The following is a 17193-nucleotide window of genomic DNA, read 5'->3' as shown; positions in this document are numbered from 1 at the left end:
ATTCACCTTTTTATATTGTTTAAACATGAAGATAGGCATAGAACGTCTACTTTATGTTAAAGAACGTTTACCTTTACCCTATTCACCTATGTATAGAACTTTAGTTGGCTTTATTATACCTGGTTTATCAGGATGATGGATATACAGGGCTAACGCTTGATTGTTCACAGTCTCCATTACAATAGGACCAGATACACTCTCAAGTTCTTCGGGAGTAGGAAGAACTGCGCCATTCTTCACTTTCATTGCTACTTTATCATTTATTTGATATTTCGGCAAATAGCTAATCCCCCATTCTAAAGGTTTGAGCACATCAGCTATTCTTCCCTCGTTCATCACTTCCTCCACTTGTGGTAATGTCAAACAATCCTCAATAGTAAAGTCTGCAGACCGGATGCGAGTTAAATCAGACATATGGGCAGGATAACCAAGAAGTTCACCCATCATAACTGCTAATGTTCTAATATATGTTCCTTTTCCACATGCAACACGAAAACGAAAAGTAATCCGTTCCCCATTATATACTTCCTGCTCATTTAGCAAGGTGATACGATCAATGCGCACTTTTCTACTTGGCCGCTCCACTTCTTGCCCTAGTCGTGCATATTCATAAAGTCTTTTACCATTCACTTTAACAGCAGAATACAGGGGTGGTGTTTGGACAATCTCTCCAGTTAATTGCTGGAACACCGCGATAATCTCTTCTCGAGTAATCGGTTTATCTACCTTCTTCTCTTCAACCACTTCACCTGAGGCATCTTCTGTCGTTGTAGAGAAACCTATTGTGACCTCTCCTTCATACTCTTTACCTGCATCCGTAATATATTCGGCAACCTTCGTAGCACGTCCAATACAAATAGGTAATACGCCAGTTACCTCAGGGTCCAATGTTCCTGTGTGACCCACCTTTTTCGTTTTTAGAATCTTGCGTAACTTGAATACACAGTCATGAGAAGTCATTCCTTTTGGCTTTAATAAAGGTAATATTCCTTCCATTTTGTACGCCCCCTTTCAAATTCAAATTAAGGTGAAATAAATACGGATAGACAAACGTCTATCCGCCAATCATTATTTATTCCTTATCTTTGGATTGACCGTCATCTTGAATTTGATGAAGGAGTGTTTCAATACGATTACCGTAATCGATTGATTCGTCAAACTCAAAAGTGATTTCAGGGGTTTTTCTCAAACGTATTCTCTGACCAATTTCAGAACGGATAAACCCTTTAGCTTTAGCCAATCCTCTCAATGTATCTTCTCTTTGCTCTTCATTACCGAGAACAGAAATATAGACAGTAGCTTGTTGTAAATCACCTGTCACATGAACGTCTGTTACTGTTACAAATCCCACTCGTGGATCTTTAATTTTTCGACCGATAATTTCTCCGAGCTCTTTTTTCATTTGCTCGCCAACTCTATTTGATCTTAGGCTCAATTGTTACACCTCTTTTTCAAAGCCATTCAATGTCTGTAATTGTCCGTTCAATCTCAGGAAAAGAATCAATTAATTTAAGCGCATTTGAAAGCTCCCACTCAACGGCTTGCTTACTTGAAGCTACAGCAGTTATGGCAATTTGCGTATGTTGCCATGTATCTTGAAACCCTACTTCTGCAACAGAAATGTTAAACTTCTGTTGCAGACGAGTGAGGATTCGCTGTAATACACTTCTCTTCTCCTTTAATGAACGAGCATCATATATCATACACTCACACGAAACCAAACCTACAATCATTTACGCTCAATTTCTTGCATAATATAAGCTTCAATGATGTCGCCTTCTTTGACATCATTGTAGTTCTTAATTGTGATACCACATTCGTAATTTGTTGCTACTTCTTTCGCATCATCTTTGAAGCGTTTTAACGCATCAATTTCACCTTCGAAAATAACAACGCCATCTCTAATTAGGCGAATACCAGAATCTCTTGTGATTTTACCTTCCGTAACATAAGAACCAGCAATTGTACCAATTTTTGATACTTTAAATGTTTGACGGACTTCTGCTTGACCAATAATTTTTTCTTCAAACTCTGGGTCTAGCATCCCTTTCATTGCTAATTCAATTTCTTCAATTACGTTATAAATGATGCGGTGTAGACGAATATCAACATCTTCTGCTTCAGCAGCACGTTTTGCATTCGTATCTGGTCTTACGTTAAAGCCGATAACGATTGCGTTAAATGCAGCAGCAAGCGTAATATCTGATTCATTAATGGCACCCGCACCTGTATGAAGAATACGTACTTTTACGCCTTCTACATCAATCTTATTTAATGCGGAAGTTAGGGCTTCAGCAGAACCTTGGACATCAGCTTTTACAACGATGTTTATGTCCTTCATTTCCCCTTCTTTCATATGCTCAAATAAGTTATCAAGGCTAACACGAGATTTCTCAGATCTTTGTGCTTGTAGAGCTAATTGTGCACGTGCTTCCCCTACTTGGCGCGCAGATTTCTCGTCTTCTAGAACAGCAAATCTGTCACCTGCTTGAGGGACATCATTCAATCCTGTAATTTCTACAGGAGTAGATGGTCCCGCAGTTTTTACTCGACGTCCAAGGTCATTAACCATTGCACGTACGCGTCCAAATGTATTACCGACAACAATCGGATCACCAACCTTCAATGTTCCGTTTTGTACAAGTAATGTGGCTACTGATCCTCTACCTTTATCAAGCTGTGCTTCAATAACTGTTCCGACAGCATTACGATTAGGGTTCGCCTTATATTCTTCTACTTCACCAACAAGGAGAATCATTTCTAACAACTCATCAATACCGTCACCTTTAATGGCTGAAATCGGTACAAAGATTGTATCTCCGCCCCATGCTTCAGGAACTAATCCATGTTCTGTTAGCTCTTGCATTACACGGTCAGGATTTGCCGCTTCTTTATCCATTTTATTAACAGCAACAATAATTGGTACCTCAGCAGCTTTAGCATGGTTAATTGCTTCAATTGTCTGCGGCATCACACCATCATCCGCTGCAACAACTAAAATTGTAATATCAGTTATTTTCGCTCCACGGGCACGCATTGTTGTAAATGCCGCATGACCAGGTGTATCTAGAAATGTAATCTTCTTACCTTTATCTTCTACTTGATAGGCACCGATATGCTGTGTAATTCCACCAGCTTCGCCAGCAGTTACCTTTGTGTGGCGAATGGAATCAAGTAATGTCGTTTTACCATGGTCAACGTGACCCATAATCGTTACAACAGATGGACGTTCCTCAAGATTAGTCTCTTCATCTTCAGTGAAATATGCTTCTAAATCTGTCACATCTACTAATACTTCTTCTTCTACATCAACACCATATTCGCCTGCAATTAACTCAATTGAATCTTTATCTAGTTCTTGGTTAATTGTTGCCATCACACCAAGCATAAATAGCTTTTTAATGATTTCTGAAGGCTCTCTATGGAGCTTCTTAGCAAGCTCACCAACCGTTAGTGATTCAGTAAAAGTAATTTTCTCTGGTAATTCTTTTACTTTTTTAGGTGCTGGTGGTTGAGGTGGCTTCTGCCCTTTATTCTTTGGTTTATTTTTTTGATTATTATTGCGATTAGGTTTTTGATTCTTATTATTATTATTATTTGGCTTATTTCTATTGCCTTTTGGTGCACCTGCTGGTTTATTTTTCTGATTGTTTGCAGGTTGTGCTTGCGCTGATTGTTGTTTTTGTGGTTGCTTCTCTTCTTGCTTATTGTAAATACCGTCTAATTTTGTTACTTCACCTGGTTCTAATGTTGTCATATGATTCGAAACCTCTATATTCATTTCCTTTAATTTCGTAATTACATCTTTACTAGATAGATTATGTTTTTTAGCATATTCGTAAACGCGAATTTTACTCATGCTTTCACCCCCGCTAGAATTAATCGAGCAACGTTAATAGCTTTTTGGCGAATCCAGCGTCTAAAACAGCCACCACTACTCTTGCTTCCTTGCCAATTGCTTGCCCTAACAATTCTCTGTCTGGGACAATCTTATAAGGAACAGCATAAGATTTACATTTGTCTGTTACTTTTTTTGTCGTATTAGCAGAAGCATCTGCAGACAACAAAACCAGCTTCGCTTTCCCTTTTCTAATATCGCTTATAGAAAGCTCTTCACCTGAAGTGATTTTACGCGCTCGATTGGCCAAGCCAAGTAATGACATCCATTTTCTCTCATTCATTTTGGACGGTCATTTCTCCTTTTCAATAAGATCTAAAAGTTCGTTATATATGTCCTCATCCACTTGTACATCTAGATGACTAGCTAAAATATTTTTCTTTTTTGCAAGTAAGATGGCTTCCTTGCTTTTTGTAAGATACGCTCCACGACCGGATTTCTTACCTGTAACATCAACCGAAACTTCGCCTTCTTTTGAGCGAACAATGCGTACGAGTGATTTCTTCGGCATCATTTCTCCCGTCGCTATACATTTTCTCATCGGAATTTTTCTGCTTTTGTTCACCAGCCATTCACCTCTTATTCCTTATCTTCAGGGAATGTAAAATCTTCATCTTCATCATCTTGATGATAGCTTAAAAGAGCTTCATCTCTTGGATATGTGCCGGCTTCTCTTGCTTCTGTCTCTGATTTAATATCAATTTTCCAACCAGTAAGCTTCGCCGCAAGTCTTGCATTTTGTCCGCGTTTCCCAATAGCTAGCGATAGTTGATAATCTGGAACAACAACCGTTGTCGCTTTGTCCTCTTCATTTACTACAACATCTAACACTTTAGAAGGACTTAATGCATTGGCTACAAAGACAACTGGATCGCTAGACCACTTCACAATGTCAATTTTTTCACCTTTTAACTCGTTAACAACGGCTTGCACACGTGTACCTTTAGGTCCAACACATGAACCAACTGGATCTACCTCTGGATTATCAGAATGTACAGAGATTTTTGAGCGATCTCCCGCTTCACGCGCAACAGATTTTAATTCAACAGTACCGTCATAAATTTCTGGTACTTCAATTTCAAAAAGACGTTTTAAAAGTCCTGGGTGTGTTCTAGAAACATAAATTTGTGGACCTTTTGTCGTTTTTTCGACTTTTGTAATAAACACTTTAATACGATCATGTGGGCGATACTGTTCACTAGGCATCTGTTCACTTACAGGTAAAATCGCTTCAATCTTACCAAGACTAACGTAAATAAATTTTGCGTCTTGTCTTTGGACAATGCCTGTCATGATATCCTCTTCTCGATCAATGAATTCAGAATAGATAATGCCTCTTTCTGCTTCACGAACACGTTGAGTAACGACTTGTTTGGCTGTTTGTGCAGCAATTCTACCAAAATCTTTTGGCGTTACTTCCATTTCTACAATATCTTCAACCGTATAGTTAGGATTAATCTTGCGTGCATCCTCGATAGAAATCTCTAATCTTGGATCAAACACTTCATCAACGACTTCTTTGCGGGCAAATACTTTCATAGTGCCACTACCTAAATTTAAATCAATACGGACATTTTGTGCTTGATTAAAGTTTCTACGATAAGCAGACACTAACGCGGCTTCCATTGCATCAATAATGACATCTCGTGAAATTCCTTTTTCCTTTTCAAGCAAAATAAGAGCATCTAATAATTCACTGCTCATGTGATTCATATCCCCCTTTAAATAAGTTGCGTTACGCCAATTGCTTTATGAGAAGACAATAGCTAAGCGAGCTTTTGCGATTTTTTCATACGGTAATTCTACCGTTTTCTTTCTTGTTTTAACTTTCATTTCAACTTTAACGATATGGCCATCGAAGTCTGTTAATACACCTTCAAATGTTTTTTCTCCATCTATTGGTTCATACGTTTTTATAAATACGTTTTTACCAATTGCTTTCATGAAATCTTGTTCTTTTTTTAGAGGGCGTTCCGCTCCTGGTGAAGAGACCTCAAGGAAATAGTTGTAAGGAATTGGGTCAATTTCATCTAATTTCTCACTTAAGCGTTCACTAACTACTCCACACTCTTCTATATCAACGCCTGTCTCTTTATCAATAAAGACACGAAGAAACCAGTCTTTTCCTTCCTTCACATATTCGATCTCAACTAATTCCAACTGAAGATCGCTCAAAATAGGAGTGACTAATTGTTCAACTTCTTCAGTCACTTTACTCATCTTTATCCCTCCTTCTAGCAAGATGCCTATTCATTATAAATGTAGCAGCAAACACTAGAGTTGCTGCTAATCGAGATATACCGGATCATCTTTGTAACCGATGAAAATTTTGGTTAATAACAAGACGAAAGAGTGGGTTGCCCCACTCTTGTTTGCGAAGATATCCGTTAGTATTTCCAATAAAACTATACCATAACCATAATTTTTATGCAAATGGAATAGCTGTAAAAGCGACTTAGAACAAACTTAACTGATTTTGGTCTGGTAATTCTTCTAAACAACCATGATTATTTAAGTACTCGATAATTGTTTTAGATACCTTACCTCTTTGCTGAAGATCTTCCTTCGATAGGAAGTCTCCTTCTCCTCTTGCTTTTACAATATTCAGTGCTGCGTTCGTACCTAATCCTGGTATAGAGTTGAACGGCGGAATCAGTGTATTACCTTCAATAATAAAGTCACTTGCACTGGATTTATACAAATCAACTTTTTGGAAACTATATCCTCTTTCATTCATTTCAAGCGCTAACTCCATTACAGTCAGCAAGTTTTTTTCTTTTGTAGAAGCATCTAAGCCTTTCGCATTGATTTCTTCAATTTTTGCTCGGATCGCCTGTGAGCCTTTTACCATCGCATCTATATCAAAATCTTCTGCACGAACGGTAAAATAAGCTGCATAATATAAAAGCGCATGATGAACTTTAAAGTAGGCTATACGTACCGCCATTAAGACATAGGCAGCGGCATGGGCTTTAGGGAACATATATTTTATCTTTAAGCAAGAGTCAATATACCACTCAGGTACTTCATTCTTCCTCATTTCCGCTTCCATCTCTTCTGTCAGGCCTTTTCCTTTTCGGACTGATTCCATAATTTTAAAAGCGAAAGCCGGTTCTAAGCCTTGATAAATTAAATACACCATAATATCATCACGACATCCAATAACTTCACTTAATGTGCATGTATTGTTATGAATTAACTCTTGGGCATTGCCGAGCCATACATCAGTTCCATGTGAAAGACCTGAAATTTGAACAAGCTCAGAAAATGTCGTTGGTTTCGTGTCTTCTAGCATTTGTCGAACAAACCTTGTTCCGAACTCCGGAATACCAAATGTCCCTGTTTTACACATAATTTGCTCTTCTGTGACGCCTAACGATTCCGTTCCACTGAAGATTTTCATTACTTCTGGATCATCGGTTGGAATGGTCTTCGGATCAATCCCACTTAAATCTTGCAACATCCTAATAACAGTGGGATCATCATGACCAAGTATATCTAGCTTCAACACATTATCATGAATGGAGTGGAAGTCAAAATGAGTTGTTTTCCATTCTGAATTACGATCATCAGCCGGAAACTGGATAGGTGAAAAATCATAAATATCCATATAATCAGGAACAACAATAATGCCGCCTGGATGTTGTCCAGTTGTTCGCTTAACACCGGTACAACCAGAAGCTAAGCGATCAATTTCTGCGCCTCGAATTTGAAGATTATTATCATTTTGATACGCTTTAACATAGCCGAATGCCGTTTTGTCTGCTACAGTACCGATCGTTCCTGCCCGATATACATATTCTTCACCAAAAAGAACTTTTGTATAGTTATGAGCTCTAGGCTGATATTCCCCGGAGAAGTTCAAGTCAATATCTGGTACTTTATCCCCTTTAAAGCCTAAGAAAGTTTCAAATGGAATATCATGGCCATCTTTACGATAATGCTGAGAACAGTTTGGACAATCTTTATCTGGTAAATCAAACCCTGAACCTACTGAACCATCATCAAAAAACTCAGAGTGTTTACAATCAGGGCAGACGTAATGAGGAGGCAGTGGATTAACCTCTGTTATTTCCGTCATTGTCGCAACAAATGAGGAACCTACCGAACCCCTTGATCCTACTAAGTAGCCATCATTTAGTGACTTTTTAACAAGTTTATGAGAGATCAAGTAAATAACGGCAAAGCCATGTCCGATAATACTTTTTAATTCTTTCTCTAAACGAGCTTCTACGATTTCAGGTAGTTCTTCTCCGTAAATACTTCTCGCCATGCTATAGCTCATTTCACGCATTTCTTCGTCTGCGCCTTCTATTTTTGGCGTATAGAGATCATCTTTTATTGGTTTGATTTCATCAATCATCTCAGCAATTTTATTCGTATTATCTACTACGATTTTTTTCGCTGTTTCTTTTCCTAAAAATGCAAAGCATTCAAGCATTTCATTGGTCGTGCGAAAATGCACATCAGGCAGTTCATGACGGTTGAGCGGATTTGCCCCACCTTGAGAATTTACTAAAATCTTACGATAAATCTTATCATTCGGATTTAAGTAATGAACATTCCCTGTGGCAACAACTGGGATATTTAATTTTTCACCAAGTTGTACAACGTTCGTAATGATTTCTTCGAGCGCCTTTTCGTCACGAACTAACTCTAATTCTAATAAATGAGCATAGACCTCTTTAGGGTGAACCTCTAGATAATCATAAAACTCAGCTATCTCTTCCACTTCATCAGGCGATTTTTGCATCATCCCTTCAAAAACTTCACCTTTGTCACATCCAGAACCAACAATAATACCTTCTCTATATTTCTGTAATACCGAGCGAGGAATACGTGGCACACGATAAAAATAATTAATATGAGCAATCGAGACTAATTTAAAAAGATTCTTCAATCCTTCACTCGTTTGCGCTATCAAAGTACAATGGGACGGTCTAGCCCTTTGATAAGCATTTCCTTTACCCATATTGTCATTAAATTGATCATGGTATTCAATGCCTTTAGCCATCGCATCCTTCAGCATTTTGATTAATATATAGCCTGTCGCTTCCGCATCGTATATTGCCCGGTGATGTTGAGTTAGTTCAACATCAAACTTCTTTGCCAATGTGTTGAGGCGATGATTTTTCATTTCAGGGTGTAAAAATCGCGCTAATTCAAGTGTATCTACAACGGGATTTGTTGCTTTTCCAAGACCTATTTTCTTATACCCTACATTTAAAAAACCCATATCAAATGAAGCGTTATGGGCCACAAGCACACTATCGCCAGTCCATTCGTAAAAATCTTTTAAAACGTCAGCTACTTCAGGGGCATTCTCTACTAAATCATCTGTTATGCCCGTTAAATTAATTGTCGTAGCAGATAATGGATGATGCGGATTAGCAAAGGATTCAAAACGATCAATAATCTCGCCGTCGTGAATTTTCACGGCTGCAAGTTCTATAATGGTGTCATAAACAGCAGATAATCCAGTCGTTTCAACGTCAAACACAACATAAGTATCTTCAGCTACTCGTCTATGAGCATCATTATAAGCAATTGGTACACCGTCATCGATTAAGTTCGCCTCAACACCATAAAGTATTTTGATACCATTTTTCTTACCGGCATTAAATGCTTCTGGAAAGGATTGAGCACCAGCATGGTCTGTAATCGCAATTGCTTTATGTCCCCACTTCTTTGCTTGTGAAACAAGCGCACTAACCGAACTAACGGCATCCATTTGGCTCATTGGTGTATGAAGATGAAGTTCAACCCGCTTTTCATCTTCCTTAGCTGTATCTTTTCTTTCAATTGGTTTAATTTCATTTAAATCATTACCAATCATGACTAGGTCACGCACGAAGGTATCATTTTGAATGCTACCACGAACTTTCAGCCACATGCCTTTTTGTACCATTTGAAAGAGTGCAGCATCTTCTTTATCTCGGGAAAACATTTTTACAAGTATCGAGCTTGTATAATCAGTAATTTTGAAAGTTAATAATGTCCGACCACTTCTGAGTTCTTTTGTTTCTGCATGAAAGACGTAACCTTCCACAGCAATTCTTCTTTCTTCGTCAACTATATCAATTAGTTTGCGGAAGTCAGCATCATCTTTAATTGTCAGGCCAACTGTCAATGGCCCTTGTGGTATCGGTGTATCTGATTCTTGCTCTAATGCTTTCTTCTCCATTTCAATTGCTGCTTGCATGCCGCGTTCTTGATCTTCTTTTCTCTTTGCTTCTAAGAAACGCTCATATGCTTCATTGCTCTCTTCGGTTGACAATTCTGTTTCAATTTGAAATGGTGGAAATCCAAATGATTGAAAGCTATCAAGAATAAGGGGCGCATACTTATTTTTAATAGACTGACTTTCCATATCATTACTAACGGTAACGATTACCTTATTTCCCTTTATTTTCGGCAATTGCTCATGAAGAAGCTTAAGCATCGGTGGTGAGATGCCTTCAATTTCTTTCATACAAAATGTCCAATAATCTTGAATTAAGCTCTCATCATATTGTTGATTCGTAACAGTAATAGAAAAAGAGGTACGTGCAATATGAGAAAACTTGTGGTGCAATTGAGCTGCAAATCTTTGAAGAACAGTTGCCGGTAAGATTTGTTCTAAGCTAAAGGAAAAATGCCACCTTTTTTCCTTTTTTTGAATATATACTTTCATGATTTCGGCTTGTTCAAAATAATGAACAAAAGCATCTTCTGTTAATTCTAATTGTTGTAACAGGAGCTGAAAACGTTCTTTGTTTCCTTTTACATCGCTCATTTCAGCCCTCCCCCTTCATTAACGTTCTATTTTTTTCAATCGGTCACTATTATATCATAATTAAATACTAGATTTGATAAAGTAAAAATCACGCTAATTGTCAACTATTTTGTGGTAATGTATATTATTTCCCCGAGGAATGAACGGGTTATTTAACACTTCAAAAATGAATGAAGCGTAGGCTATTAAGCATAAGTATCAAGCTATAATTCGGAAAGTGACGCAATTTATTAATAGGACTACAATCTAATTCTATCGATGATAAATAAAAAACCGATCCCATTCTCATCTTTAACATTTGACGACTAATGGGGTCGGAATATTTTTATATAGGAATGTTTAGGTTTTTTATGCTAACTGATTATGAATGAATTGTGGTAATTCATCCACCGATACTTCAAATTGCTCGCCTGTACTTCTTAATTTAACTTCTACGATGCCTTCATTTGCCTTTTTACCAACAGTAATTCGTAAAGGTAAACCGATTAAATCACTATCAGCGAATTTTACGCCAGCTCGTTCAGCGCGATCATCCCATAAAATACGATACCCTAAATCTTTCAAAGAATCGTATACTCTTTCACTTAATTGCACTTGGTCTTCTTTTTTCATATTTAAAGAAACAAGATGAAGCTGATAAGGTGCGATATTCTCCGGCCAAACAAGTCCATTTTCATCACTATGTTGTTCCGCAATAGCTGCCATTACACGAGAAACCCCGATGCCATAACAACCCATAATCATTGGTTGTGAACGGCCATTTTCATCAAGAATAGTCGCGTCCATAGCTTCACTATATCTCGTACCAAGCTTGAATATATGACCAACTTCAATTCCTTTTGCAAAAAGAATACTACCTTCTCCATCAGGTGATGGGTCTCCTTCTTGAATAAAGCGAACATCTGCATATTGTTCTACGGTAAAGTCGCGATCCACATTTACATTGACATAGTGGTAACCAGCTTCATTTGCACCGCAGACACCATTTACAATTGCACTGACAGCATGGTCGGCAATGATCCGTACATTTGTATGAACCGGACCAATGGAACCAATTTCACAGCCAATAACGGATTTTGTCTCCTCAGCATCAGCTAATTCCACATCATTGGCAGCGAGCAGATTCTTTACTTTAATATCATTGACTTCATGATCACCACGAACAAGTATCAATACATAATCTTCATCTACTTTAAACAGTAATGATTTTATGCATTTTTCTGCTGAGACATTTAAATAATCCACAATTTCTGCAATACTTTTTTGATTCGTAGTACTAACTTTTTCAATTTCTCTTAACTCTTCATTAGATTTTTCATATGTTGAAACTACCTCTGCCATTTCAATATTTGCTGCATATTGAGATGTATCAGAATAAGCAATCGTATCTTCTCCAATTTCGGACAGAACCATAAATTCATGAGTATCTTTACCACCCATTGCTCCAGAATCCGCAATAACAGCTCTAAAATTCAAACCTGCGCGAGAAAAAATATTGGAATAAGCTTGATAAAAAAGGTCGTACATCTCATCTAAACTTTCTTGGCTTGAATGGAAAGAATAACTATCTTTCATAATAAATTCTCGACCTCTTAGCACACCAAAACGCGGACGCTTTTCATCACGAAACTTCGTTTGAATTTGATACAGAGCAAGGGGTAACCTTTTATATGATTTCACTTCATCACGTACAAGACTCGTCACAACCTCTTCATGTGTTGGCCCAAGAGCAAATTCTCGCTCATGACGGTCTTTCATTCTCATTAACTCTGAACCATATGTATACCAGCGACCAGACTCTTGCCACAACTCTGCTTGCTGAAGTGCAGGCATAAGCATCTCTACGGCATTAATGGCTTCAAGCTCTTCTCTAATAATCGTTTCAATATTTTGTAACACTTTTCTTGCCATTGGTAAATAACTATAAATACCACTAGCATTTTGACGAATAAATCCTGCTCTTAATAAAAGTTGATGACTTTTAATTTCTGCATCAGCAGGGTTTTCCCTTAAAGTTGGAATTAATACCTGACTTTGTTTCATCTTAATTTATACACCTCTATTATTTATTTTCATTATCAAGGCTCAGAAACCATTTAGTGAAAACGGATCTCTGAGCCTCAGGTTTCATCTTCTTATAAAAAGAATCGCTGAATGTCATTCCATGTTACAACTAACATAAGCAGCATTAATAGCGCAAAGCCTACAAAGTGAACCATACCTTCTTTTTGTTTGTCTATCGGTTTTCCTCTAACTCCTTCAATAGCAAAGAACATTAATCTTCCACCATCGAGAGCAGGGATAGGCAATAGGTTCATGATACCTAAATTGATGCTTAAGACGCCTGCCCACTTCATTAAATAAAATATACCTGATTGAGCAACTGTGTCAACTGAAACATAGATACCAACAGGACCTGAAAGGGCATCAATCGTAAATTCCCCAGAGATTAACTTCCCTAAAATAACAAAAATTTCTTTTGTCCATAATAAGGTCTCCTCAGCACCGTATACAACTGATTTTAATGGATTTTTTTCCATCGGACTATATACACCGATCACACCGATTGTCGGACCATCTTCTATTTCTTGTGACTTAGGTGTAACCGGGATCGTCATTTCTTCCCCACCGCGATCAATTTGAAATTCAAGCTCATTATTAGGGTTTTTCTGAATGATTTCTACAACATCTTGCCAGCTTGAAATTTCTGCACCATCGACTGAATGAACAATGTCACCTTGTTTGAATCCTGCATCAATCGCTGCACCATCTTCTGTTAATTCCCCAAGCATCGGCGCATTTGATGGCATCCCCTGTAATAAAGCGATGATGACAAAAATAACAAAAGCTAAAACAAAGTTCATCATCGGTCCAGCGAAAATAGCCATTGTTCTTTGTCCTAAAGTTTTAGAAGAAAATTGGCGATCATAAGGAGCAATCAGTGTTTCTGTTCCATCTTCCACCAATACTGCTCGGCGATTCACCTTAAAAGTTTCTAATTTTTCTTCTTCCTCACCTTCGACATACCCTTTTAATATCAATTCATGTTCAATATCTGCATGTTCGATTTCGAGAATCCTTGCATCCGGATATTTATCTTTGTTATTTAAAATAATCTTCTGAACTTCATTTTGGTCATTGAAGACTAATCCTACACGGTAACCTGCTTTCAATTCGACCATTTCAACATCTTCACCAGCCATCCGAACATAGCCACCTATCGGTAACAACCGGATCGTATAAAGTGTATCATTTTTTGTAAATGAAAAAACTTTTGGTCCCATACCAATCGCGAACTCACGACATAGGATACCTGCTCGCTTCGCAAAGATTAAATGTCCAAGTTCATGGAAAAATACTAGTGCCCCAAAAATGATAATAAAGGCTATGACTGTACTCAATTTTTAACCACCTTTTTTTCTGAATCAAAAACGAATCAGCTTGATAAAAGCGAATAGATATAGGCTCTTGTTTCCTCATCTACTTCTTGTATTTCTGATAATGTCGGTGCTTTTATACAGGAATGTCTTGTTAAAGCTTTTTCAATTAACTCTTCAATCTTTAAAAAGCTTATTTTTCCTTCTAAAAATGCTGCAACCGCTGCTTCATTTGCTGCATTTAAAACCGCAGGCATCGATCCACCTTCTTTTCCTGCTTGGTAAGCAAGCGCTAAACAACGAAAGCGATCATAATCCATCTCTTTAAAATGGAGCTGGCCAATTTTGGCTAGATCTAATCGCTTATTCTTTAATGGTAAACGGTCTGGATATGAAAGTGCGTACTGGATAGGTACCCTCATATCCGGTGTACCTAATTGTGCGATGACACTACTATCATGGAATTCAACCATTGAATGAATGATACTTTCATTATGAAGAAGACAGTCAATCTTATCATATGGTAATGAGAATAACCAATGAGCTTCGATTACTTCTAAGCCCTTATTCATCATTGTTGCCGAGTCAATTGTGATTTTAGCTCCCATTGACCAGTTAGGATGATTTAACGCTTGTTCAACTGTTACTGCTTCTAAATCCGCTCTGCTATAATCACGAAAAGATCCTCCAGAAGCGGTTAAAATCAATCTATCGATATTCTTCGCATTCTCACCTTGTAATGCTTGAAAAATCGCTGAATGCTCACTATCAACAGGTAAAAGGTCAACACCATAGTTTTTTGCTGCTTCCATGACTAAATGCCCCGCTGTTACCAATGTTTCCTTATTTGCAATAGCAATCGTTTTTCTTTCCTCAATTGCTTGTAATGTTGGTTCTAGTCCGACACGACCTAAAACAGCATTTACCAATATATTTGCTTTATTGTATACAGCCACTTCTGTTAAACCGAGTTGTCCATATGTAAATGATATGCTTGGAAACTCAGCTTTAAGCATCTCCATCGAACTTTTTTCTAAGACGGAAACAAGCTCTGGATGGAATTCATTGATTACTTGACGGGCAAAATGAATATTTTTTCCTACTGAAAAAGCTACTAATTGGAATTCATCAGGATGCTGTCTAATGATATCTAACGTTTGTGTACCGATAGAACCTGAAGCACCCATTAAACTAATTTTTTTCATTTCTAAAACATCTCCTATTAAGAAAAGTGTCTACTAAGCCACATATCATATAGTATGATTACACTTTCCCCGCTAAAAACGGCGTCTCTATATAATCGTTTCTCTACCCTGTCTTTTATTACATGATAGATAAGATAATATACATAAATGGCCAAACAAATAACAAGCTATCGAAACGGTCAAGGATCCCACCATGACCAGGTAATATTCTACCCGAATCTTTTACCCCGTAATGTCTTTTAAATGCTGATTCTGCCAAGTCGCCAACTTGTCCAAAGACAGCTAATAGACAGGTCATAAGAATAATGAGAATAGCGGGTTCACTAATATCTGTAAAAATCAAAAACAAACAAGCAACAACAACAGATGAAATAACACCGCCAACACTACCCTCTATTGTTTTATTAGGACTAATATCTGGCCATAGCTTTCTTTTTCCAAATGCCTTTCCAAAGAAATACGCACCTGAATCAGAAGCCCATATAATAAATAGGCTAAAAAAGATCCAAATAAGACCATTCTCCATCGCTCTCGTTTCTAGAAAGTAATGAAAACCAAAACCTATATAGATAGTAGAAATGAGCATAAAGGCAATATCATCATATGTAACACGATTCTTTGTTAATACTGTATATGTAAGCAAAAGAAGTACACCAAGTACTAAAATATCTGTCTTTCCAACTCCTGCTCGTATTAACCAAGCAAAATAAAATTCTGTAGGAATCATGATCATCCATAATATAAACGTAGATATGAGTCCTGGAAGGGAAAATAGATTAAACCCTTTCATTCTTAATAGTTCGTATAAGCCTACTGTTGCAAAAAAATAGGCAAGGAGCATCAATGGCCACCCACCAATAAATACTAGTGGCAAGAGAACTGCTCCAAAAATGATTGCTGTGATTACTCTTTCTTTCATTCATTTCAACACCTTTATTAAACTCCTCCAAAACGCCTTTGACGCTTTTGGAATACTTCAACTGCTTCAACAAAATGTTCTTCCCCAAAGTCTGGCCATAAAACATCTGTAAACCAAAACTCAGCATAAGCTAGTTGCCATAGCATAAAATTACTTAAACGAATTTCCCCACTCGTTCGTATCAGTAGGTCTGGATCGGTCAACTCATTTGTCATTAAGTATGATGAAAAAACTTCTTCTGTTAACTTTTCATCATCTATTATACCACTTTGCGCATCAATTAAGACGTTTTTAACTGCCTCAATAATTTCCGCTCGACTCCCGTAGTTCATAGCGAAATTTAACACTAACCCATCATTATGAGCAGTAGATTGGATCGCTTCGTCAATCGCTTTTAATGTCGCTGCCGGTAAAATAGATTTATTTCCTATCATTTTCACTTGAACATTCTCTTCAATTAATTCGGGTAAAAACGTTTGCAGAAATTCAGATGGCAACTTCATAAGGAAATCGACTTCCATTTTCGGCCTTTTCCAATTCTCAGTAGAGAAGGCGTATAATGTTAACGTTTTAACACCCAGTTGATTGGCGAATCGTGTGATTTTTCTAACGACTTTTGCCCCTTCATGATGACCTGCAACACGTGGCAACGTTCTTTTTTTAGCCCAGCGACCATTACCATCCATGATGATAGCTACATGCTCTGGAATTGGCTGTGCTTTAATATTATCTATTCTATCTTGAAGATCTATTGAGTCATTATTATTTTTCCAAAGTTTCATTTTATCGAACATTTGAATACTCCTTTTAATCGGCTGATTTACCATTAAATAAGTAATGCCATGTATTTAATGGATAAGCACCCTTTTCCGTTCATACTACTTCGATGATTAAACGAGTGACGCTTTTGCCATTTCAGATATATTCATTATAGGCAGAATAAGTAAGCACATCAATAACTTTCCTCCAATTGTGCTCCTCATTTTAAAGATTACCACAAAACGATGCAATAAGATATT

At 37.4% G+C, this 17193-nt stretch carries 14 protein-coding genes; all 14 read right to left on the bottom strand.

Features of this window, described 5'->3' with window-relative positions; translation table 11 throughout:
- Positions 1-78: 78 nt before the first annotated feature.
- The 14 genes from truB to MKX67_RS10280 all read right to left on the bottom strand — a co-directional run bounded on the left by truB (position 79) and on the right by MKX67_RS10280 (position 16968).
- Positions 79-996 carry a tRNA pseudouridine(55) synthase TruB gene (truB, locus tag MKX67_RS10345; RefSeq protein WP_095369488.1) on the bottom strand — a complete coding sequence of 306 codons (918 nt, stop codon included), beginning with the start codon at positions 994-996 and terminating at the stop codon, positions 79-81.
- 76 nt (positions 997-1072) lie between these two features.
- The gene (gene rbfA, locus MKX67_RS10340) at positions 1073-1435 is read right to left on the bottom strand and encodes a 30S ribosome-binding factor RbfA (RefSeq protein ID WP_095369489.1); all 363 of its coding nucleotides are present in this window, start codon (positions 1433-1435) and stop codon (positions 1073-1075) included.
- A gap of 16 nt (positions 1436-1451) precedes the next feature.
- A complete protein-coding gene (locus MKX67_RS10335) occupies positions 1452-1733 on the bottom strand; it encodes a DUF503 family protein (protein WP_095369490.1) in 282 nt (93 codons plus the stop codon).
- Positions 1730-3859, bottom strand: coding sequence for a translation initiation factor IF-2 (gene infB / locus MKX67_RS10330; RefSeq protein WP_095369491.1), 2130 nt, complete (start codon positions 3857-3859; stop codon positions 1730-1732). Before infB ends, MKX67_RS10335 begins: the two co-directional genes overlap by 4 nt.
- A gap of 19 nt (positions 3860-3878) precedes the next feature.
- Positions 3879-4181, bottom strand: coding sequence for a YlxQ family RNA-binding protein (locus MKX67_RS10325; RefSeq protein ID WP_095369492.1), 303 nt, complete (start codon positions 4179-4181; stop codon positions 3879-3881).
- Positions 4182-4190: 9 nt separating this feature from the next.
- On the bottom strand, positions 4191-4463 hold the full coding sequence (locus MKX67_RS10320; protein ID WP_095369493.1) for a YlxR family protein: 273 nt from the start codon (positions 4461-4463) through the stop codon (positions 4191-4193).
- A gap of 14 nt (positions 4464-4477) precedes the next feature.
- Complete coding sequence (nusA, locus tag MKX67_RS10315; RefSeq protein ID WP_191812158.1) at positions 4478-5602, bottom strand: transcription termination factor NusA; 1125 nt, start codon at positions 5600-5602, stop codon at positions 4478-4480.
- Between the two features lie 45 nt (positions 5603-5647).
- Complete coding sequence (gene rimP, locus MKX67_RS10310; RefSeq protein WP_095369494.1) at positions 5648-6118, bottom strand: ribosome maturation factor RimP; 471 nt, start codon at positions 6116-6118, stop codon at positions 5648-5650.
- 235 nt (positions 6119-6353) lie between these two features.
- Entirely contained in the window at positions 6354-10673 is a 4320-nt protein-coding gene (locus MKX67_RS10305) for a PolC-type DNA polymerase III (protein ID WP_322909239.1), read from the bottom strand.
- Between the two features lie 348 nt (positions 10674-11021).
- Positions 11022-12716 (bottom strand): proline--tRNA ligase, encoded by a 1695-nt coding sequence (locus MKX67_RS10300; protein WP_342489216.1) that lies wholly within the window; start codon positions 12714-12716, stop codon positions 11022-11024.
- Positions 12717-12808: 92 nt separating this feature from the next.
- Positions 12809-14074 carry an RIP metalloprotease RseP gene (gene rseP / locus MKX67_RS10295; protein WP_095369497.1) on the bottom strand — a complete coding sequence of 422 codons (1266 nt, stop codon included), beginning with the start codon at positions 14072-14074 and terminating at the stop codon, positions 12809-12811.
- Between the two features lie 35 nt (positions 14075-14109).
- Positions 14110-15255, bottom strand: a complete 1146-nt coding sequence (gene dxr, locus MKX67_RS10290; RefSeq protein WP_095369498.1) for a 1-deoxy-D-xylulose-5-phosphate reductoisomerase — start codon at positions 15253-15255, stop codon at positions 14110-14112.
- Between the two features lie 118 nt (positions 15256-15373).
- The gene (locus tag MKX67_RS10285) at positions 15374-16174 is read right to left on the bottom strand and encodes a phosphatidate cytidylyltransferase (protein ID WP_095369499.1); all 801 of its coding nucleotides are present in this window, start codon (positions 16172-16174) and stop codon (positions 15374-15376) included.
- A gap of 17 nt (positions 16175-16191) precedes the next feature.
- Positions 16192-16968 carry an isoprenyl transferase gene (locus tag MKX67_RS10280; protein ID WP_095369500.1) on the bottom strand — a complete coding sequence of 259 codons (777 nt, stop codon included), beginning with the start codon at positions 16966-16968 and terminating at the stop codon, positions 16192-16194.
- Positions 16969-17193: the final 225 nt, after the last annotated feature.

Origin of the sequence: Cytobacillus sp. FSL W7-1323 (genome assembly GCF_038595015.1) — a bacterium.
Lineage (GTDB): Bacteria > Bacillota > Bacilli > Bacillales > Cytobacillaceae > Cytobacillus > Cytobacillus kochii.
Note: the sequence above shows the minus strand (reverse complement) of the source record. Positions and strands in the feature narration are given on the sequence as shown.

Bases quoted from the DNA above. Each gene is read 5' to 3' on its own strand.
- truB (WP_095369488.1), bottom strand. From the start codon at position 996: ATGGAAGGAATATTACCTTTATTAAAGCCAAAAGGAATGACTTCTCAT.
- MKX67_RS10335 (WP_095369490.1), bottom strand. From the start codon at position 1,733: ATGATTGTAGGTTTGGTTTCGTGTGAGTGTATGATATATGATGCTCGT.
- infB (WP_095369491.1), bottom strand. From the start codon at position 3,859: ATGAGTAAAATTCGCGTTTACGAATATGCTAAAAAACATAATCTATCT.
- MKX67_RS10325 (WP_095369492.1), bottom strand. From the start codon at position 4,181: ATGAATGAGAGAAAATGGATGTCATTACTTGGCTTGGCCAATCGAGCG.
- nusA (WP_191812158.1), bottom strand. From the start codon at position 5,602: ATGAGCAGTGAATTATTAGATGCTCTTATTTTGCTTGAAAAGGAAAAA.
- rimP (WP_095369494.1), bottom strand. From the start codon at position 6,118: ATGAGTAAAGTGACTGAAGAAGTTGAACAATTAGTCACTCCTATTTTG.
- MKX67_RS10305 (WP_322909239.1), bottom strand. From the start codon at position 10,673: ATGAGCGATGTAAAAGGAAACAAAGAACGTTTTCAGCTCCTGTTACAA.
- MKX67_RS10300 (WP_342489216.1), bottom strand. From the start codon at position 12,716: ATGAAACAAAGTCAGGTATTAATTCCAACTTTAAGGGAAAACCCTGCT.
- dxr (WP_095369498.1), bottom strand. From the start codon at position 15,255: ATGAAAAAAATTAGTTTAATGGGTGCTTCAGGTTCTATCGGTACACAA.
- MKX67_RS10285 (WP_095369499.1), bottom strand. From the start codon at position 16,174: ATGAAAGAAAGAGTAATCACAGCAATCATTTTTGGAGCAGTTCTCTTG.
- MKX67_RS10280 (WP_095369500.1), bottom strand. From the start codon at position 16,968: ATGTTCGATAAAATGAAACTTTGGAAAAATAATAATGACTCAATAGAT.